Below are 21,984 nucleotides of genomic sequence, written 5' to 3'. Positions count from 1 at the left end.
AAACAAGAAGTTAAGCTTTCCGCCTGCCAAAGTCAATACAAGAATCTTATTTATAATACCAGATCCGCTCACTAATTGCAGCCTGCAAACAAAAGAGGAAGCATACTGAATCAATTTGGCTTTTTAAAATAGTTCCGGAAACAATTGCGTCCTAAATGTTTTTTGAGAATAAGTATTAATTACTTCTTTTATAAAAACTTACAGCTCGTGATAATCTTAAGGGGTACAATTTAAGTTAGGTATTTGATTGGCATCTTTTTTAAAGAGCTTTCGTTTTAGTTCAAACCTTTAGTAAGACCGGGAAGCTGATCCCGAAATAGAATTTGTAAGTATTTGTTTCACAAATACAACAAAATTCATAATCGGGAGAAGATCGCCCGTACACACTTAGGTTTGAATTAAATAAGGAAGTTTTTTAAAAAGCAGCCTTGAATTTCTTTGCTTCGTTTCTTGTTTCAAGACAAGAATTGGAGCGAAGCGGAAATCATGAATACAAATAAAAATAGGCTTTAATGAATAAATGATGTCGGGTTTGGGCGGAAAGCCCAATTGTTAAAATCAATTAGGACAATATTGTTCCGGAAACTATTTGTCCTGATTATTCGATGGGATTAAGAACCACCCGAATGATCTCCGATTGTTTGCCCACCTTTTTACCAGCATACATGTAATAGGCATAATATTCTCTAACCTCGGTAAGTTTTGGATTCACCCGCGGACGGGTATCTTCAAAATCCGATCCTTTTACACTGGTCTGAAAATCGTAATTTCCATCGTTTATTTTGCCGTACAGCATAATGCCATCCATGGGAAATTTAGTAAAACTGAGGTGAGGAATACCCCCCACTTCTCTTCCTTTCAGATCTGGTTTTTTGCTGGTGGTCGACTCTACTTTGTTTTCATTCACCAAACCTAATTCCAGTTTTAATTCAGGAGTAATGCCCGGCGTAAGATCAATAATTTTTTTGTACTCCCGCAATGATTTTTCAACAGAACTATGACCTGCAGCATAAATAGTGCGGGAATCACGGGCTATTTTCTGATCTGCATTTTTCTGGTCGCAGCGGGTTTTATCCACCTGCAGCTCTTGTATAATCGAATCAGTTGATTCTTTGGGCAAAAGTCCATCAGTAACCAATTGAGGCGCCTTGGCCAAAAAATTGTCTCTCTTACGGGCAAAACCAGCCTCATTGTGCTCTATAAAATCTTTTTTTATGACTATCTGTGCCATCTTATTAATATTTTTTGATTAAACATATTCTTAAGGATCCTGAACTAAAGCTAGAAAACATTTTTTATAAATATATATATTTTTATGATATTATTTTTATTCAGACTACTTAACATCGCAAAACACAGGGCTTTCAGGCTGAAAATTTATTGTTTTAGAAACGGCTCAATTGGCATATTTTTAGTGCTTTTTTTATAAATCAAAAAGTAAAATAATATATGGTTAAGTTTTGAAAATGCCTAAACAGGGCGATGCGCAATAAATCGCCACTTTTACTATTCACTACTACTGTTTAACACACAGACTTTTATCTGAGTTGTAAGTGAAAAGTCCAAAAAATGACGTTTTGTTATATTTAATTTGTTTTGTTAATCAATTTACGTATGCTGTTTGGTCTGTAATGCCTGTATTTATTGCTTGTTCACAATAAATTTCGTTTCTGTAAAAAAATATACCCTGTAAGTGTTTTTTCGAACAAATGGTACCATTTTGCAAATTGCAAAAGACGTTTTACAATTTGCAAAAGACCCGTTTGAATTTGCAGGAGACGTTTTAGAGGCTAATTTTGGCATTTTTGGTGTTTCAAATGAGCTAAATTGTGCCCATTTTTGTCAAGGACAAATCGCAAAATGCATTTTGAAAGTTGTAAAATGCCATTTGAAAGTTTTCTGAGAGCCAGATTAAAACGCAAAAGATGGTTTCTCCCCCTTAAAAGTCCCTATTGGCAGCAAGTATTTCAAAAGTATGCTCTACCCACATTGTACACATTTGCAAAAGAGTACAATTTACCCAACGCCACTAGTAAGATAATTGTACGTTTTTTATATTGAAAAACGAGATATTAGTTCTAATTTCGTGATTTCAATTCTGAAATATGATGAACAGAATAAAAGAAGTATTAGAAGAAAAGGGTATTAAGCAGACTTGGTTAGCTGAAAAGCTTGGAAAAAGTTATAACATGGTAAATGGCTATGTTCAAAACAGACAACAACCAAGATTAGAAGTGTTAAATGAGATTGCCAACATCCTTGATATGGATGTTAAGGACTTAATCGTTTCAAACAAGAAGTAAACTATGAATAAACAACAATTAGCAGCGAAAATTTGGGAATCAGCTAACCAAATGCGTTCAAAAATTGAAGCAAATGAGTACAAGGATTATATCTTAGGATTCATTTTTTATAAATACCTTTCAGATAAACAACTACAATTTGCAAGAAAAGAAGACTTTTCTGATGATGATATAAAAGCACTTTCGGAAGAAGATGCTGAAACGGTAGAGCATATCAAAAGTAACATTGGCTATTTTATTAGTTACAATGATTTGTTCTCCACATGGATTAAAATGGGTAAAGACTTTGATGTGTCTAATGTCACCGATGCTTTGTCTGCATTCAGTCGATTAATTAGTCCTGCACACAAGAAATTATTCGATGGTATTTTTAAAACCTTAGAGACAGGATTAAGCAAACTTGGTGATACTGCTGCCTCTCGAACGAAAGCAATAAGTCAGCTTCTTTACTTAATAAAGGATATACCCATGAATGGAAAGCAAGACTATGATGTGCTTGGTTTCATTTATGAATATTTGATAAGTATGTTTGCTGCTAATGCCGGGAAAAAAGCAGGTGAATTCTATACGCCACACGAAGTTTCCTTGCTAATGTCTGAAATTGTTGCCGACCACTTAAAGGACAAAAAAGAGATTCAAATTTATGACCCAACAAGTGGTTCCGGTTCTTTGTTGATTAATATAGGTCAATGTGTAGCTAAACATATTGATGATGAAAATAACATTAAATATTTCGCTCAAGAATTAAAACAAAACACGTATAACCTTACTCGAATGAATTTGGTTATGCGTGGCATTCTACCTAACAACATTGTCACCCGTAATGGCGATACCTTAGAGGATGACTGGCCATACTTTGATGAAAATGATCCTGTAAATTCATACAACCCTCTTTATGTTGATGCGGTAGTTTCTAATCCGCCTTACTCACAAAAATGGGATTCTGACAATAAAGAAACTGACCCACGATATGCACGTTTTGGTCTTGCGCCAAAAACAAAAGCCGATTATGCCTTTTTGCTTCACGATTTATATCATATTAAACCAGATGGTATTATGACCATTGTTTTACCTCATGGGGTTCTATTTCGTGGTGGTGAAGAAGGTAAAATTCGTAACAAACTAATTGAAGGCAACCATATTGATGCTATTATTGGCTTACCACCAAATATCTTTTTTGGCACAGGCATTCCTACAATTGTGTTTGTACTTAAACAGAAGAGAACAAATACCGATATTTTAATTGTTGATGCATCTAAAAACTTTATAAAGGTTGGTAAGAATAATAAACTTAGAGCTTCTGATATTAAACGAATAGCAGATACGGTTATTAATAGAGAAAACAATCCTAAATTTTCCAAAGTAGTTAGCAGAGACGATATTCGTGCCAACGAGTATAACCTGAATATACCGCGCTATGTTGATTCTTCTGAAAATGCAGAAAGTTGGGATATTTATTCATCTATGTTTGGCGGAATTCCCGAAAACGAATTGAACGAATTAAATAACTATTGGGAAGCATTCCCTGGTTTGAAAAACACCTTATTCACTGAAAAAACTGAAAGCGATTATGCTGCTTTAAAAGTGGAAGATGTAAAGAGCATTATTACAGAGCATAGCGATGTTAAAGCATTTACAAATAAATTCAATACCGCTTTTGCAAATTTCGATAGTTTTCTTAAAAAAGAACTACTCACCCAGATGGAAGTGGTGAATATCTCTAAAGAAGAAACCGTTCTTGGTGAAGATATATTTACACGCTTAAAAACTATCCCCCTGATAGATAAATATGAAGCTTATCAATTATTGGATGACGATTGGGTTAATGTTGCTATAGATTTAGAAATTATCAAGACCGAAGGTAAAGAGGCAACTAAAAAAGTTGACCCAAATATGGTAGTGAAGAAGGTAAAAGGGAAAGAACAAGAAGTACAAGAGGGTTGGATGGGTCGCATTATGCCATTTGATTTGGTACAAGAAACTTACCTTAAAAAAGAGTTAAAAAGCTTAAAACAAAAGGAGAATCGCCTTTTGGAAATAACAGCAGAATATGAAGAAACACTAGAGTCGTTTAGTGAAGAAGAAAAGGAAGAAGATTTGGTAAACGATGCTAAAGACAGCTTTGTAAATGCAGTAGTTATTAAAGAATCCAAACAGTTAAAAGCTGAAGCTAAGAAAAACGGAAAATTTACGGAAGATTCTTACGAAGCTAAAATACTTAAAGTTGAATCGCTGATAGCCGAAGAGAAAGAGCTAAAAAAACAAGTAAAAGCTGAAGCTGAAAAATTACATCTACTTACAAAAGAATGCATTGAAAAGCTAAGCGATGAGCAGGTTCTTGAATTGCTAGAACTTAAATGGATTAGCCCATTGGTTTCATCATTAAATAAGCTGCCACAAGTCTTTATTAATGAACTGACAGCAAAAGTACAAGCATTGGCAGACAAATATGCCATTACCTACGCCCATGTAGCCCAAGAGATGCAAAAAACCGAAAACTCTTTAGCATTGCTTATTGATGACCTTACAGGCAATGAGTTTGACATGAAAGGTCTCAGCGAGTTTAAATCATTTTTAAAAAGTGAATAATATGGCTAACAAAAAAAACATACCAGAGATTCGTTTTAAGGGGTTTGATGATGATTGGGAAGAACGGAAGATAAAAGATATTTGTTTGATATCTACCGGAAAGAGTAATACTCAAGACCGAATTGAGAATGGATTATATCCTTTTTATGTTCGTTCAGCTACTATAGAGCGGAGTAATAGATATCTGTATGATGAAGAAGCGGTTTTGACTGTTGGTGATGGTGTTGGCACAGGAAAAGTCTATCACTATGTAAAAGGAAAGTTTGATTTACATCAACGTGTTTATAGAATGTTTGATTTTAATAATGGTGTTTCAGGGAAATACTTTTATTATTATTTTTCAAACAACTTTTATAAACGTGTCATGTCAATGACAGCAAAAACATCTGTGGATTCTGTTCGATTGGACATGATTGCAGATATGTTGATAAATTATCCAATATTAACAGAACAGGAAAAGATTTCTTGTTATTTGGATAACCTCGACAAGCTCATCACCCTTCATCAAAATAAGTACAACAAGGTGGTTACCCTAAAAAAAGCCATGCTCGAAAAAATGTTCCCTAAAAATGGTGAGGCTGTTCCTGAAATTCGTTTTAAGGGGTTTGAGGGGGAGTGGGAAAAAGATGAGCTTGGAGAACTAACTGATGTTTATGACGGGACACATCAAACACCTGTTTATACAGATAGTGGTGTAATGTTTCTTTCTGTGGAAAACATTAAGACATTAAAGTCTAAAAAATTTATATCGAAAAAAGCTTTTGAAGAAGAATTTAAGATTTTCCCTAAAAAAGGTGATGTCTTAATGACAAGGATTGGAGATATTGGAACAGCAAATGTTGTAGAATCAGATGAGCCAAAAGCATACTATGTAAGTCTTGCATTGTTGAAACAAAAAGACCTAGACCCATATTTTCTTAAGGAAAGCATCTTTTCAGAGACAGTTAAAAAAGACTTGTGGCATAGGACTTTACATATTGCCTTTCCTAAGAAAATTAATAAAAATGAAATAGCCAAAGTGAGCATACCATATCCTAAATCAAATGAAGAACAAATACAAATTGGAAAGTATTTCAACAACCTAGATAAGCTTATATCCCTCCATCAAAAAGAGTTAGATAAGTTGAAACTCATGAAGAAAGCGTGTCTTGAAAAAATGTTTGTGTAAGATTGAACTTAAAGCATTTAAAATAAAATGACCTATACAGCAGAAGCCAAATTTGAAGAAGCCTTAATCCACGAACTTTCTAAAAAAGGATGGGAGAAAGAAGTGTTAAAATACACTACCGAAGAAGATTTGTTGAAGAACTGGGCAAATATTCTCTTTGAAAACAACAGAGACATCGACCGCCTTAATGACACGCCTTTAACCAATGGCGAAATGCAACAGATACTTGAGCAAATTATAGAGTTACGCACTCCCCTTAAATTAAATGGGTTTATTAATGGTAAAACGGTTTCTATTACACGAGATAATCCTAATGACTCCTTACATTTTGGCAAAGAAATTAGCTTAAAAATATACGACCGACACGAAATAGCAGCAGGTCAAAGTCGTTATCAAATTGTACAGCAACCTCAGTTTAAAAGCAAATCTAAAATATTAAACGACCGCCGTGGCGACATTATGCTTTTAATTAACGGAATGCCTGTAATACATATCGAACTGAAGAAAAGTGGTGTAGCTGTAAGTCAGGCATACCACCAAATTGAGAAATATTCCAACGAAGGTATTTTTAGCGGAATATTTTCATTGGTTCAAGTATTCGTGGCTATGGAACCAGAGGAAACCAAATATTTTGCTAATCCTGGTCCCGATGGAAAGTTTAACAAAGACTTTTACTTTCATTGGGCTGACTTCAACAACGAACCTATTAATAATTGGAAGGCTGTAGCTTCTACTTTGTTGTCTATTCCTATGGCTCATCAGTTAATCGGTTTCTATACTGTAGCCGATAATTCCGATGGCGTATTAAAAGTAATGCGGAGCTATCAGTATTTTGCTGCCAATGCCATATCCGACAAGGTTTCAAAAACAGATTGGAAAAGTAAAAATATATTGGGTGGCTACATTTGGCATACTACAGGTTCGGGTAAAACAATGACCAGTTTTAAATCCGCTCAATTAATTGCCAGTTCGAAAGATGCCGACAAAGTAATTTTTCTAATGGATAGAATTGAGCTTGGCACGCAGTCTTTAAGAGAATATAAAGGCTTTGCCGATGAAAGTGAAGATGTGCAAGCCACCGAAAATACAGGTATTTTAGTTACAAAACTTAAAAGTGAAGACCCTGCCAACACATTAATTGTTACCTCTATTCAGAAAATGAGCAACATTAATGAAGAAGAAGATGGGCTTAAAACGCATGATATTGCATTAATAAATGCAAAGCGGATTGTTTTTATTGTTGATGAATGCCACCGGTCAACATTTGGCGAAAACATGCTGCCAACAATAAAAAACACATTTCCTGATGCTATATTTTTCGGTTTTACAGGTACACCTATTCAGGACGAAAACCAAAAGAAAAAGAATACTACAACAGACGTGTTTGGCAATGAATTACACAGGTACAGTATTGCCGATGGTATACGAGACAAAAATGTACTTGGCTTCGATCCATACAAGGTAATGACCTATAAGGATAAGGATTTACGTAGGGCGGTTGCACTAGAAAAAGCAAGAGCTATTGATGAAAAAGATGCAATGGCAAACCCTGATAAAAAGGTAATCTTTAATAGGTTCATGAAAGAGGTGACGATGGCAGGTCTTATAAACAATGCTGGAAGATATGTTAAAGGAATTGAAGATTACTTACCAAGAAGCCAATATGAACGTGAAGAACATACATTAGGAGTTGTAAAAGATATAATTGATAATTGGATTACACTCAGTCAAGATAGTAAATTTCATGCCATTTTTGCAACAAACAGCATTCCTGAAGCTATCTCTTATTACCGATTGATAAAACATACAAATCCGGAATTAAAAATAACAGCACTATTCGACCCTAATATCGACAATGATGGCGGTGTAACATTTAAACAAGATGGATTGGTTGAAATCTTAGAAGATTACAACAGAACTTACGGTCAGGATTTTACATTGGCTACCCACGCAAAGTTTAAGAAAGATATTTCAGCAAGACTATCCCATAAAGCACCATATATAAGAATTGAAAGAACACCAGAGCTGCAAATTGATTTATTAATTGTAGTAAACCAAATGCTTACCGGTTTTGATTCTAAATGGATAAATACCTTGTACCTAGATAAGGAACTTCATTACGAAAATATCATTCAGGCATTTTCACGTACCAACCGTTTATTTGGTGCTGACAAACCTTTTGGAACGATACGGTATTACAGGTTGCCACACACTATGGAACAGAATATTAAAAAAGCCATTGAGCTTTATTCCGGCAACAAGGTTATGGGCTTATTCGCTGAAAAACTCGAAAGTAACCTAAAGAGGATGAATTCCATTTATGACGAAATATTTGAGCTATTTGATAATGCAGGTGTTGCAAATTTTGAAAAGCTACCTGCTGACCTTTCGGAACGTGGTAGGTTTGCACAGCTCTTTAAAGAATTTAATGCCTATTTAGAAGCTGCAAAAATACAGGGGTTTATATGGGGTAAAACAGAATATTCGTTTGGTAAAATTGAACTTAAATGTGATGAGAAAACCTATCTAATTTTAGCACTTCGTTACAAAGAGTTATCAAGTGGCGGTGGCGGTGTTGGTGGCTCAGATATTCCTTTTGAAATTGATGGTCATATTACTGAAATTGATACAGGTAAGATAGATGCAGATTATATGAACTCTCGTTTTGAGAAATTCCTAAAGACCCTAAAACAGGAAGATGCAGATAGCGACCAAATTCAAAAAACCTTAGATGAATTGCATAAATCTTTTGCTTCTCTAACTCAGGAAGAACAAAAGTATGCCAACATTTTTCTCCATGATGTGCAAAGTGGCAATATTAACATTGATTTAAAGAAAACCTTTAGGGAATATATAACTGAGTATCAATTCAAAGCTAAGAATGCCGAAATCTACAATATTGTTCAAGTATTAGGGCTAGATGAAGACAAACTTAGAAATATGATGAACACTTCTATAACGGAGTTAAACATCAACGAATATGGTCGCTTTGATGAATTAAAAAGTACAGTAGATAAAGGTAAAGCAAAGGTGTATTTTGAAACACAAGAAGGAACAAAAATACCACCATTCAAAGTAAATATTAAGGTGCATAATCTGCTACAAGAATTTATTATTAGTGGAGGGTTTGAAATATAGCCATCTCTATTTGCAAGCCCCCGCTAGTGCGTGATTTTTGATACAATTCTTGCAATTGTATGCATCCTTATTTTTGCTGCAATTGTTATCGCCTCATTTATTCTAGGAATATTAATTATAAGAAAGACTTCTAAATACAACAAACAGATTAAAGCTTTTGCCTACTAAAAAAACAAATAATAAACATATGCAGGCCAGAATTGAAAACATACAGGAGAAAAAATTTGACGTGAATTGCAAGCCTAAATATTTATTTGAATGGTACAATTAGAAAAGATTACAGGGCTAACGCCCCTATTGGGTTGGTGCGACTATCGGCTACGAAGATATTAGGGCTGCGCCCCTGTTTTTATCTCTGGCATAAAAATCTTACGTAGATGTTGGAGCTAACGCTCCTAAAAAAAATGATGCGGAAACTATCTGCGGCAAAGACATCAGGGCTGCGCCCCTGTTTTTATCTCTGGCATAGAAATCTTACGTAGATGTTGGAGCTAAGGCTCCTAAAAAAAAGGGGCGTAGCCCATGTATCTTCGTAGAAAAAGAATAAATTAAAAGAAAAAAAGGGCGTAGCCCTGACATCTTAAAAAACAAATATGGCAAAATACAGTTTCAGGGGCGTAGCCCATGCATCTTCGTAGAAAATGAATAATGACAAGAAAAAAAAGGGCGTAGCCCTGACATCTTAAAAAAACAAATATGGCAAATACATACACCCAATTATATACCCAATTCGTTTTTTCGGTTAAAGGGCGTGAAAACCTAATCAAAGAACGGTTCAGGGATGAATTAGAAAAAGTAATCTGTGGCATTGTTACCAACCAAAAATGTAAAACCTATGCCATCTATTGCAATCCCGATCATACACACATTTTTATTGGAATGCATCCGACTATTTCCCCATCAAAATTAATGGAGCAGGTAAAATCGGGTTCTTCCAAATGGTTGAACGAAAAAAAATACATCCCTGGAAAATTTTCCTGGCAAGATGGTTTTGGGGCTTTTACCTATTCTAAATCGCATATCGATAATGTGGTAAAATATGTATTGAACCAACCGGAACACCATAAAAAACAATCATTTAAAGAAGAATATTTATTGTTGTTGGAAAAATTCGACGTGAATTACAAGCCTAAATATTTATTTGAATGGTACAATTAGAGAAGATTACAGGGCTAACGCCCCTATTGGATCGGTGCGGATACTACCCGCTACGAAGACATCAGGGCTGTGCCCCTGTTTTTATCTCTGGCATGAAAATCCTGCGTAGATGTTGGAGCTAAGGCTCCTAAAAAAAATGGTGCGGAAACTATCTGCTGCAAAGACATCAGGGCTGTGCCCCTGTTGTTATCTCTGGCATGAAAATCTTGCGTAGATGTTGGAGCTAAGGCTCCTAAAAAAAATGATGCGGAAACTATCTGCTGCGAAGACATCAGGGCTGCGCCCTTGCTTTATCTCTGACATACTGCACCGCCTCAATGATATCTCTATCCAAGCTCTGTTGCAATCAACATTAAATTCCTCCCTCCAAACAATAAGGTTTTGCTCTTCAATATTCCACTTACATCCCGATATTACAGTCTTACATCGAAAAAATTATGCTTATCTGCGCCCATCATTTTATATTTATTGCTTTAACATCAAATATCTATTCAACTAACATTAATAAAGGACAATGAAAATGAATTTTAAACAAGTAGGAAAAGGATTGCTTGTAGCAGCCTTTACTACTACAATGTGTTTGCAGACAACGGCACAGGTGAATTACAAAAGCAGAGAAGAAATTCCGGAAAAGTACAAATGGAATTTCTCTGATATTTATGAAAACTGGGATGCCTGGGAAGCTGATTTTAAGGCAATTTCGGTTGACATGGAGGAAATTCTATCCTGTAAAGGAACGCTTGGCGAAAGTTCTGACAACTTGCTAAAGTTAATGACTGCGCAAGAGAACCTGATGAAAAAAGCTTACAAAGTTTATCAGTTTGTTTCGTTCCAAAGCACTGTTGATACACGTAATATGGATTTACAGGCAAAACTGCAGAAAGTTGGACTTTTGTTTGCCGGTTTTGGACCTGTAACAGCCTGGATTTCGCCTGAAATGATTGCAATTCCGGAAGCTACCATGAAACAATGGCTTGCTGAAAACAAAGAATTGGACGTTTACAAATTCGAATTGATGGATATGTATCGTTTACAAAAACATGTTTTGAGTGAAGAATTGGGAAAACTGGTATCCTATTACTCTCAGGTATCAGAAACTGCAGGATCGGTATTTGAAGCTTTATCAACCGCTGATATCGAATTTCAGGAAGTGGAACTGTCGGATGGTTCGAAAGTGACTGTAACACCGGGAATGTACTCTCAAATTACTACCAACAACAAAAATCAGGCTGACCGTAGAAAGGCTTACGAAGCAATTTACGATGTATACTACAAGAATAAAAACACCTACGCCGCTGTTTACAACGGAATTATTCAATCGGAATGGGCAAATGCACGGGCCAGAAATTACGAATCGTGTCTGGATGCTTCACTGGAAGGCAACAACATTCCGAAAGATGTGTATTTGAACCTGATTAAAACGGTAAAAGAAAATACGGCACCTGTTCAGAAATATTACAAACTTCGTAAAAAAGTATTGGGTCTGGAAAAATACTATGGTTTCGACGGTTCAATCAGTTTGGTTGATTTCGACAAGAAATACCCATACGATGAAGCTGTTAAAATCGTTACTGAATCAGTTTTGCCTTTGGGGAAAGAATATCAGAAAAAATTAAAAACAGCAACTGCCAGCGGTTGGCTGGATGTTTATGAGAATCCCGGCAAACGTTCCGGAGCATTTTCGGCCGGAGTTTACGGCGTGCATCCTTACATGCTGTTAAATTACGATGAAACGCTTGAGTATGTTTTCACCTTGGCTCATGAGTTGGGACATACCATGCACACGACTTTATCGAACGAAACACAGCCGTTCACCACTTCGAATTATACAATATTTGTGGCTGAGGTTGCCTCTACTTTTAACGAACGCCTGTTACTGGATCATATGATGGAAACAACAAAAGATCCTAAGGAACGCATTGCTTTACTGACTCAGTCTATTGAAGGAATTATAGGTACCTTTTTTGCACAAACCATGTTTGCTGATTACGAATATCAGGTTCATACTATGGTAGAACAGGGACAGCCTGTTAACGCAGAAATACTAACAAATACCTGGGGCGAAATTGCTGATCAGTATTACGGCGATGTTACTGAGAAAACACAGTATTCAAACTATCCATGGACAAGAATTCCTCACTTTTACAACTCTCCTTACTATGTGTACCAGTATGCAACCTGTTTTGCATCGTCGGCTAAATTGTACAAAGATGTAACCGAGGGAAGCAAAACTGAGAAACAGGAAGCCTTGAAAAGATACATCACTCTTTTACAATCGGGTGGTAACGATTTTCCAATGGAACAATTGAAAAAAGCCGGTGTTGATTTATCGAAACCGGAAGCGATGCTGGCCGTAATTAATCAATTGGACAAACTGGTTGATCAATTGGCAATCGAAATTGAAAAGATTAAGAATTAAATCTGTTTCGAAATAAATTTACAAAGGCAGTTCCGCTTGGAACTGCCTTTTTTTTTGAGGCGAATACTTCTCTATGCCAAGCTGTTTTCTTCCAATATTTTATACAATTTCCCATTCCTCAACACCGCCTTCAATTGCTCTGAAAAGCGGATGTGTCTCGATACTGGTTTCTTCTGCTAATTTTAAATATCTCTCGGCATCGCGCTGTTCCAGTTTCTTTAGCAGATGATTCCTTTCAAATTCTATTTGTCCGTTTGTTACAGGCAAAGCTGCAGGTTCATTATACAAATCGAACTTGTCTTTATTAAACTGATAGCCACGCCTGCACGATTCTTCGTAAACAGCTTCCAGATATTGATTGATACAATGAAGCGGCTTGCCGGAATTTTTAAACCGCAGTAACTGCGGATGATTTTTATAGCCTTTCGTTTTGCCTTCCAATACATTTTTAGCCAGCAGTGTTTCTCTCCAGAGCGCAAGCAATCCTTTTGTATCGAGATATTTAGGGTGTACCGACCAGATTCTCATAATAGGGATGTTATTTGTTGGTAATTAAGAAACTGCTTGTTTTATTGTGTTTTCTATAGTCCAAACAGTTTCATTTTCAAAAGAATGAGAGCGAAATTCACAATTAGAGATGGAACAATTCCTGCACAATTCGCTGTTGCAGGCATCCGTATGAATGGTGAAATCAATTGGATAAGGATAATGTTCTGAAATCTTTTGTGTTACAGAATCCCCTTCCTTATGGGCATCAGCAATATTCATATACCAAGGCAGTGTCAAATCACAATCAATATGATATCTGTCTCCGTATTTCAGTAATTTCAGATTGCTTACATCAATCCAATTTTCATTCCTGTTTTCCCACAGAATTTTACTGATATCTTTCAACAAATTAAAATCGGCTTCATCCATTAAATTCGATGTGGTCTCTTTTAGAATTTTGTAACCGGTATAGATAATGATCGAGCCAAACAGCATGGCAATAACACTATCGAGCCAAGCTTCTTTTGTCAGCCATAAAAAACCCAAACCAACAACCAATCCTATGGTAGAATAAGTATCCGATTGTAAATGTTTTCCCCCGGCAACCAAAGCAATTGAATTGTGTTTTTCTCCGGTTTTAATGCTGAAGTAACCCAATATGTAATTTAGTAATCCGGCCAGGGCAACAATCAGTATCCCAACATCCAATTGCTCCAGTTCACGCGGATTGAACAAACGTTTCACTGCCTCAAAAATAATAACCAGACCTGCCAATACAATCAATATTCCTTCAATTGAAGCCGATATTGATTCAATTTTACCATGTCCAAAAGGATGATCAATATCACGTGGTTTTAAGGCAAAACTTATGCTGTAAAGACTGATAAAACCAGTCATTACATTTACGGTACTTTCCAGGGCATCCGTTAAAATTCCAACAGAATTGGTTAAGAAGTAGGCTCCCGTTTTTGCAGCAAAAATCAGAACAGAAAAAAGTACAATTCTCCGTTGAACAACCAATTTTATTCTTTTATCATTTTCGCGCATATTTAAATTTATGGAATATATCGCATTTGTCCCATAAATAAAGTAGCTTTTATAAGGTATATACACAGTTATTTACAAATAACTGCCCGGTAAAAAGTATTTCTGATTGCCGCAAAAAAATAAAACCTTCGCCCAATCAGACGAAGGTTTTTGTTGAATTAGTAAATTTTATAAGACGGTAAAAAAATCAAACCAAATCGAAACGGTCAAGATTCATTACTTTGTTCCATGCCGCCACAAAATCTGCAACGAATTTTTCCTGAGCATCCGAACTTCCATAAACCTCGGCAAGTGCCCTAAGCTCAGAGTTCGAACCAAAAACAAGATCTGCACGGGTTGCTGTCCATTTTATTTTGCCGGTTTTTCGGTCGCGGCCATCAAATTTCTCTTTGTCCTCTGATGCCGGCATCCATGCTGTGCTCATATCCAAAAGATTTACAAAAAAATCGTTGGTGAGCACTTCCGGACGTTTTGTGAAAACACCATGTCCGGAATTGTCAAAATTTGTATTCAATACACGCATACCGCCAATCAGCACAGTCATTTCAGGAGCTGTTAATGTTAACAATTGTGCTTTGTCAATCAACAGTTCTTCTGTGGAAACTTTGTATTTTGTTTTTAAATAGTTACGGAAACCATCAGCTGCAGGCTCCAGTACTTTGAAAGATTCCAAATCGGTTTGTTCCAAAGAAGCATCCATACGTCCAGGAGTAAAAGGAACACTTACACTACTGCCGGCGTCTTTTGCCGCTTTCTCAACTCCAGCACATCCAGCCAACACAATCAGGTCGGCAAGAGATACCTTTTTTTCACTCTTTTGAGCCTTATTGAATTCCTTTTGAATCTCTTCCAGTTTTCCTAAAACCTTTGTCAGTTGAACCGGATTGTTGGCAGTCCAATCCTTCTGCGGAGCAAAGCGGATACGGCCGCCATTGGCACCTCCGCGCTTGTCGGAACCGCGAAATGTTGAAGCCGAAGCCCACGCCGTTGAAACCAATTGCGAAACAGTAAGTCCCGATTGTAAAACTTTCGTTTTTAATCCGGCAATGTCTTTCCCGTCAATCAAAGGATGATTGGCGGCCGGAATCGGATCCTGCCAAATAAGTTCTTCTGCCGGCACTTCATTCCCTAAATAGCGCAAACGCGGCCCCATATCCCGATGTGTGAGCTTGAACCAAGCCCTGGCAAATGCATCGGCAAACTCAAGAGGATGCTCATAGAAACGTCTTGAAATTTTTTCGTAGACAGGATCGAAACGCAAAGAAAGGTCGGTAGTAAGCATGGTGGGAGCATGTTTTTTAGACGCATCGTGAGCATCAGGCATTAGATCTCCTGCATTTTTAGCGACCCACTGCTTTGCTCCTGCCGGACTTGTTGTTAGTTCCCATTCGAAATTAAACAGATTTTCGAAAAAGTAATAACTCCACTTCACAGGCGTTTGTGTCCAGATCACTTCCAAACCACTTGAGATTGTGTCGCCGGCTTTTCCTGCGCCAAAATTACTTTTCCAACCCAGACCCTGTTCTTCAATGGCAGCAGCTTCGGGTTCAGCCCCTACAAGAGCAGCATCTCCTGCTCCATGGCATTTTCCAAATGTATGCCCGCCTGCAATCAGGGCAACGGTTTCTTCATCATTCATTGCCATACGGGCAAAAGTATCACGAATGTCTTTGGCCGCAGCAAGCGGATCGGCGTTTCCATCCGGTCCTTCCGGATTTACATAGATTAATCCCATTTGAATGGCTGCAAGTGGATTATCTGTTTCCTCTGTGTCCAGTTTACGTTCATCATTATCCAGCCACTCGGTTTCCGAACCCCAGTACACATCTTCTTCAGGTTCCCATACATCTTCACGTCCGCCTGCAAATCCGAAGGTTTTGAACCCCATCGATTCCAAAGCTGCATTCCCTGCGAGTATCATAAGATCGGCCCATGAGATTTTTTTGCCGTATTTCTGTTTAACCGACCAAAGTAATCTGCGTGCTTTATCCAGATTCACATTATCGGGCCAGCTGTTTAGGGGTGCAAAACGCTGCTGTCCGCTTCCTGCTCCTCCACGACCATCACCTGTACGGTAGGTGCCTGCACTGTGCCACGCCATGCGTACAAAGAATGGTCCGTAATGTCCAAAATCTGCCGGCCACCAATCCTGCGAGTCAGTCATTAACTCATACAGGTCATTTTTTATTGCTTTTAAATCAAGGCTTTTAAATTCTTTGGCGTAGTTAAACTCTTCGCCCATTGGGTTTGATTTTGCAGCGTGCTGCCTAAGAATATTGAGCTTTAGCTGATTTGGCCACCAATCACGGTTTTTTGTGCCGCCAACACCAAAACTGTGTTTTCCGCTTGCACCGGTTACCGGACATTTACTTATATTTCCTGAATCATTTTCCATACTAATTTATTTTAAGTGAAATTTTACTACTTATTAAATGTTCCTTTTACCTGAAGGACTATATCTTCTATTTTAAAACCCGGAAGATTCTTTTTTTCAAAATAATTCTGAAGCAGCTCATCCAGTTCTTCATCAACATAGTCTTTTATCACATCCGATTCCATGCAATATAAATGATGATGGCTTTTCATGACTCCATCGTAACGCATGATGTCATTTTCTGTTTTCACTTTCTTCACCAATCGATTGTCAACCAAAGCACCTAAAACTTTATATACTGTGCCTGTGGCAATGTTGGGGTGCATTTTTTTTATATAGTCAATTATATTCTCCGCAGTCGGATGATTTTTTAGATTATATATTGCTTCCAGAATTGCCATTCTTTGTGGGGTTACTTTTAAACCTTTTTCTGTCAACTTATTTTTAATATCTTCTGAACTCATTTTACATTTTTAATATCTAAATGAGAATTATTCTCTTTTAGGAATTACTAACTTACAACTTTTTTTTCTTTTCACGAATTTTATTTTCAGGTAATAATCGATGGATTGCTCATCAGAATGAACACTAAGAAGGAAATGGCCGGTACGCAGTAATCAATAAACGTTTCGCATAGGCTTTGTTGAATTTATTGAAAGTTAATTTAAGGACTGATCATCTGTCATCTAAACAAAAAAAAGGGAGGCAAAACATATAATAATGTTCTCCTCCCTACTACTAAACTTATGAAAAATATTTTTCTGCTAATTGTCAATTGCGCTTTATGCAAACAGTATCATTTATTTTATCTGAGAACTGTCAATTTCGGTTCCCGATAATTTAATCTGGTAGGGCCATTGCTCCTCCTGACTATCATCATCCGATGCTCCCCATTTAAAAACAACCGGCCAATGTTCAGTAGGTGCACCACTTACAACCAACCACAAGTATTCGGTATTTTCGGGCACTGTAAAAGATACTGTATCAGCTGCAGATTTAAATACATCTCCGTAAACACGACTGCCATCTTTCAGCGAAGCCAGAAATCCGTACCGCCACCCGGCTTTATCAGTTTTGACTGTACTATAACCTTTGGCACCTGCAATTCCTTTGAAATTCAGAACCACTTTTGTTCCCATTTTAGGAACGTTCAACTTGATTCCATTGTATCCGTAATTCTGAGGACAATTCGATGCTGCAATTTGATACCATCCATTTCCTATATCATTCAAAACGGTATAATGTTGATTGGCATATTGTTTTGCCACTTTCTCGATTCGCTTCATATCCCAAGTGATGAATTTCCGTGAAGCATCAAACATCTCATCATTAAACTGATCCTGAGTCAATGAATTCATCCTCTTATAGGTTGCAACAGGATCTTCACCGTTTTTGGTTGCACGGCACAAATCTCCAAAAAACTCTTTTCCATGCTTATCCGACCAATATTCCAACACATATGGTGAATGATACATGTTTGCCGGATGGAGAAATGCATAATGTGTTCCCTTCATAAAATCTACCAAATGATAATTCTCAAAAGTCATCCATTCCGGATACACCTGACATAACATGTACTGCGCAGACATCTCAATAATCGGTCCTGTAGGCCCCGTTCCGCTGTCGGCACAGGAAATGTATTGAAAACTATGACCCATTTCGTGAGCTAATGCTCCATACGGTGCACGGTTAATTCTTGTTGCAGGAGTCCATAAAACACCCACTTTATCCTCTTCTCCACCGCCAAATGCAGTTCCCTCTTTGCCTCCGAATACAAACATGAGTAACTTGTATTTATCTGACAATGATTTGCCTTTCTGCACGATCTTGAGATCATTTGCATAATAGTTGTAAAACCGTTCACATTCCTTAAGAGCTTCATTCGCATCAAAACGCTTTGTTTCATCAGCATTGGTCATCGGATCATCTCCAAATTCCTTATCCCAGAAAAGGGCTATATTCTCTGATTGTATCATTCGTTTGTAACAATACTTACTGGTATCGCTGTTGTAGTCATTACTATCGGGCACAAAATAAATTTTTGCAGGCAGATATAATTCCTTTTCGGCAGCAGTCTGTTTCGATCCCATATTGCTCTTGTTGGCACAAGATGCTGCGAATACAGTCAACAAAACTATTCCTGAAATTTTTACGAAATTTGGATGTATCATTCTTATCAATTAAATCGTTATCAATACTTTCACTTAAAAAATTCCACGCATCCAAGCGAAACATTACTTAATTCGAGCCACAAAACCGCCTCCCTTGACCATTTTTACAGTCAGTTTCGACTGATTGCTTACTGATTTTTCGATTCTTTGATAATCTTCCGCAAATCGATTTGCATTCAGACCATCCTGCATGATAATTGCTTTTTTTGATCCTGAAGAAAGAAATGATAAATCAATGGTAAATTCTCTTTCGGTCTCATTATCATTCATTGCTCCAATAAACCATTGATCTCCTTTTCGACGGGCAATCATAAGATATTCTCCGACTTTTGCTTCCAAAACTTTTAGTTCATCCCATGTATTGGGTACACTGGCTAAAAAATCTGTTGATTCCTGTTCTCTTTCGTAATTGGAAGGACTGTCGGCAAGCATCTGAATTCCGCTTTCGTAGGCAATAAAAAGTGCCAGTTGATGACAACGTGTACCCTGACTGCCCGGACGGTAAAAGTTGAATTTAAATTCTTTGGAGTTAAAATTACGCATCGCCCCCGGAGTAAAGTCCATCGGGCCGCATACCATTCTGGTAAACGGAAGTGTTAGCATGTGTTCGGGAGTTACGTTGGCTGACCATTTACAATGTTCATTTCCCTGAACCCCTTCGTAAGAAACTACATTTGGATAGGCCCGGTGCAATCCATTGGGTTTAAAGGCTCCGTGAAAATCAACCAACAACTCATTTTGCGCAGCTTCTTTGGCCACTTTTTCATAGTAATTCACCATCCATTGATCGGCTCTGTTCATGAAATCAACCTTAATTCCTGCAATCCCCCACTCTTTGTATTTCCTGAGTACGAAAAATTGGTCCTCAATGGCTCTCCAGCTAGCCCACAATATCAACTTTACATTCTTTTCTTTCCCGTAACGAATTAACTCAAACAGATCCAATTTTGGATTTGGTTTCGTGATATCTGTAGTTGACACCGACCAACCTTCATCTAAAATAACGTATTCCAAACCGTTGCGACCTGCAAAATCGATAAAATACTTGTAAGTATCTGTGTTTAAGCCAGCCTTAAAATCAATGCCGTACAAATTAGAAGCATTCCACCAGTCCCAGGCAACTCTGCCCGGTTTGATCCAATCGGTATTTTCAAGCTTATTCTCCGGAGCCAGTAAATAGACCAAATTTGATTCCATTAGCTGTGCATCTTTTTCTGAGATGACCATTAAACGCCAGGGAAAGCTTCTCTTGCCTGTTGTTTTTGCAATGTAATCGGCTCCCTTTACAATCTCACTTCCGCGATCGCCAATCAATTTCGTTTCTAACGGATAGGAAGGGAAAGTTGCGCTTAGCGTATTTACGCCTGTTTTCTTTAGAAACATGTGTGGATAATCTGAAACATCCGCCTCAGTCATCAACATTTTATATCCTTTTGAATGTTCAATCAGCAACGGTAAGAAAGTATTTTTGGAAGTCGAAAAATCATTTATTTTCACTTTTTGATAATCCGGTTCATAACTGCCTGCATATCCATCCAATGGAGAAGCCCACATTTTATAGTTATCTGCAAATTCAATTTTTGCTGTCTCATTTACTTCAACATTTCCTTTGCGGTTTGTAACAAATCGGTAAGCCACTCCATCATCAAAAGCACGAAATTCAAGGGTTAAATTGTTTTTAAAATCCAGGCTTAATTGATTGTAATTATTTCTGATACTACTTTCTTTTAAAGCAACCACAGGAGTTTCCAGCTTATCCTGATTTGTGTATGATGTTTTCTTCAGTTTTGCATTTTTGCATAAATCTATATCATTAAAAGATAAACCGATATCTGATCGTTCAACAAATATCTGATCGTTCAACGAAACAGAATAATGAATGCCATTGGAAACATCAACACTTACAATTATTTTTGCATTGGGGGACTTCAGTTTGTGTTGTGCACTAAGAAAGGTGTAGCTTCCAAGAAATAAACACAATACAATAATTAGTTTTTTCATCTGTTAATCATTTTAAGTTTTTGTCAGATGGAACTCTCAAATTACACTCATGCACCTGTGTGTAATAATTTTTATAGGGTCGTTTCATCTGTTTGGATTAGTATACTCAAAGTTGCATATTTAACACATAATAACACCAATACATATGTAAAAAAAAGATGCACATATGTGCATCTTCTGTTTAATTGAATGTTTTAGTAAATTACGATTAGCCACCAACAGTGGCACTTATGCCTTTTTCGGCGAAAATGGATTGAGCTAATTGTACCATTTCATCTGAGGGAGTTGCCAGTTCCTCTGCTTTGTAAGCCGAACCCAGTTTTTGATGTTTTCCCTTTGCTATATCATGATAAAGCAACAGGTTCACTTCTTTTCGTTCCCAAGGGATAGACGATAAAAACGTTGCTTCATTTCTTAGCGTTTGTTCGTCAGCATTCACCCCATCGATAAAGGGGATGCGAATGATAAAATCCTTACCTATTTCTGCCAACCGCTTTATATTTTTAAGAATTTGCTCATTGGGAACTCCCGTATATTTTTGGTGCACTTCAGAATCCCAGGCTTTCAAATCAACCAAAAATAATTCAGTTCGTTTGGCCACATCAAGAACAATATCCGTATTCGCAAATAATGTAGTATCCACTACCCGATGAATGTCCTTTTTACCACATTGATCGAGAAGTTCAATCAGTTTTTGAAAATGCATCAAAGGTTCTCCTCCTGAAAAAGTCACTCCACCTTGGGAATGATCAAAGAAAACGGTCTCCCTTTCAATAATTTTCATCAAATCAGCCGTACTGTATTCACGCCCCGACATTTCGATGGCCTTTGTTGGACAAACCTCAGCACATTTCCCACAAAGATTACACAATTCAACATCTGTTTCAATCCCATTTTTGGTTAAAGTCAGCGCATTATTCGGACAAACCTCTGTACATTTTACAGCTCCGATACATTTCGAAGCTGTGTACATCTTCTGCGCGTAATCCAAAATACTTTCCGGATTATGACACCAAACGCAGGACAAAGGGCAGCCTTTAAAGAAAATAGTTACCCGAATGCCGGGTCCATCGTTAATAGCGTATCTTTTAATATCGAAAATCAGTCCTTTTCCCATTTAAAAAGAT

The 21,984-nt window shown here is 37.2% G+C and carries 14 protein-coding genes; 6 read left to right on the top strand and 8 right to left on the bottom strand.

Translation table 11 applies throughout. The features are described from left to right. Positions 1–598: 598 nt before the first annotated feature. A complete protein-coding gene (locus GQR60_RS02925) occupies positions 599–1,231 on the bottom strand; it encodes a hypothetical protein (protein ID WP_124991493.1) in 633 nt (210 codons plus the stop codon). 877 nt (positions 1,232–2,108) lie between these two features. Between GQR60_RS02925 and GQR60_RS02920 the strand changes: the two genes are divergently transcribed. From GQR60_RS02920 to pepF, 6 genes are all read left to right on the top strand, one after another. Then, positions 2,109–2,303, top strand: a complete 195-nt coding sequence (locus GQR60_RS02920; protein WP_124991726.1) for a helix-turn-helix domain-containing protein — start codon at positions 2,109–2,111, stop codon at positions 2,301–2,303. A 3-nt stretch (positions 2,304–2,306) separates the two neighbouring features. Beyond that, positions 2,307–4,892, top strand: coding sequence for a type I restriction-modification system subunit M (locus GQR60_RS02915; RefSeq protein WP_124991492.1), 2,586 nt, complete (start codon positions 2,307–2,309; stop codon positions 4,890–4,892). A gap of 1 nt (position 4,893) precedes the next feature. Then, positions 4,894–6,060, top strand: coding sequence for a restriction endonuclease subunit S (locus GQR60_RS02910; RefSeq protein ID WP_124991491.1), 1,167 nt, complete (start codon positions 4,894–4,896; stop codon positions 6,058–6,060). Between the two features lie 27 nt (positions 6,061–6,087). Continuing rightward, positions 6,088–9,198 (top strand): type I restriction endonuclease subunit R, encoded by a 3,111-nt coding sequence (locus GQR60_RS02905; RefSeq protein ID WP_124991490.1) that lies wholly within the window; start codon positions 6,088–6,090, stop codon positions 9,196–9,198. A gap of 696 nt (positions 9,199–9,894) precedes the next feature. Continuing rightward, positions 9,895–10,356, top strand: a complete 462-nt coding sequence (gene tnpA, locus GQR60_RS02900; RefSeq protein ID WP_124991489.1) for an IS200/IS605 family transposase — start codon at positions 9,895–9,897, stop codon at positions 10,354–10,356. A gap of 520 nt (positions 10,357–10,876) precedes the next feature. Beyond that, entirely contained in the window at positions 10,877–12,775 is a 1,899-nt protein-coding gene (pepF, locus tag GQR60_RS02895) for an oligoendopeptidase F (RefSeq protein WP_197092772.1), read from the top strand. Between the two features lie 99 nt (positions 12,776–12,874). Here pepF and GQR60_RS02890 read toward each other — a convergent pair whose 3' ends face one another. From GQR60_RS02890 to GQR60_RS02860, 7 genes are all read right to left on the bottom strand, one after another. Beyond that, positions 12,875–13,303 (bottom strand): pyrimidine dimer DNA glycosylase/endonuclease V, encoded by a 429-nt coding sequence (locus tag GQR60_RS02890; RefSeq protein WP_124991488.1) that lies wholly within the window; start codon positions 13,301–13,303, stop codon positions 12,875–12,877. Positions 13,304–13,327: 24 nt separating this feature from the next. Then, complete coding sequence (locus GQR60_RS02885; RefSeq protein ID WP_124991487.1) at positions 13,328–14,311, bottom strand: cation diffusion facilitator family transporter; 984 nt, start codon at positions 14,309–14,311, stop codon at positions 13,328–13,330. Positions 14,312–14,498: 187 nt separating this feature from the next. Then, positions 14,499–16,706, bottom strand: coding sequence for a catalase/peroxidase HPI (gene katG / locus GQR60_RS02880; RefSeq protein WP_124991486.1), 2,208 nt, complete (start codon positions 16,704–16,706; stop codon positions 14,499–14,501). A 26-nt stretch (positions 16,707–16,732) separates the two neighbouring features. Continuing rightward, entirely contained in the window at positions 16,733–17,149 is a 417-nt protein-coding gene (locus GQR60_RS02875; RefSeq protein ID WP_124991485.1) for a Fur family transcriptional regulator, read from the bottom strand. A gap of 336 nt (positions 17,150–17,485) precedes the next feature. Then, positions 17,486–18,856: a DUF6055 domain-containing protein gene (locus GQR60_RS02870; RefSeq protein ID WP_124991484.1), complete on the bottom strand. Its 1,371-nt coding sequence runs from the start codon at positions 18,854–18,856 to the stop codon at positions 17,486–17,488. A gap of 63 nt (positions 18,857–18,919) precedes the next feature. Continuing rightward, complete coding sequence (locus tag GQR60_RS02865) at positions 18,920–20,857, bottom strand: glycoside hydrolase family 97 protein (protein ID WP_124991483.1); 1,938 nt, start codon at positions 20,855–20,857, stop codon at positions 18,920–18,922. Positions 20,858–21,065: 208 nt separating this feature from the next. Further along, positions 21,066–21,974, bottom strand: coding sequence for a glycyl-radical enzyme activating protein (locus GQR60_RS02860; RefSeq protein ID WP_124991482.1), 909 nt, complete (start codon positions 21,972–21,974; stop codon positions 21,066–21,068). Positions 21,975–21,984 lie beyond the last annotated feature (10 nt).

The sequence above is a fragment of the Labilibaculum euxinicum genome (genome assembly GCF_009795715.1).
GTDB lineage: Bacteria > Bacteroidota > Bacteroidia > Bacteroidales > Marinifilaceae > Labilibaculum > Labilibaculum euxinus.
Note: the sequence above shows the minus strand (reverse complement) of the source record. Positions and strands in the feature narration are given on the sequence as shown.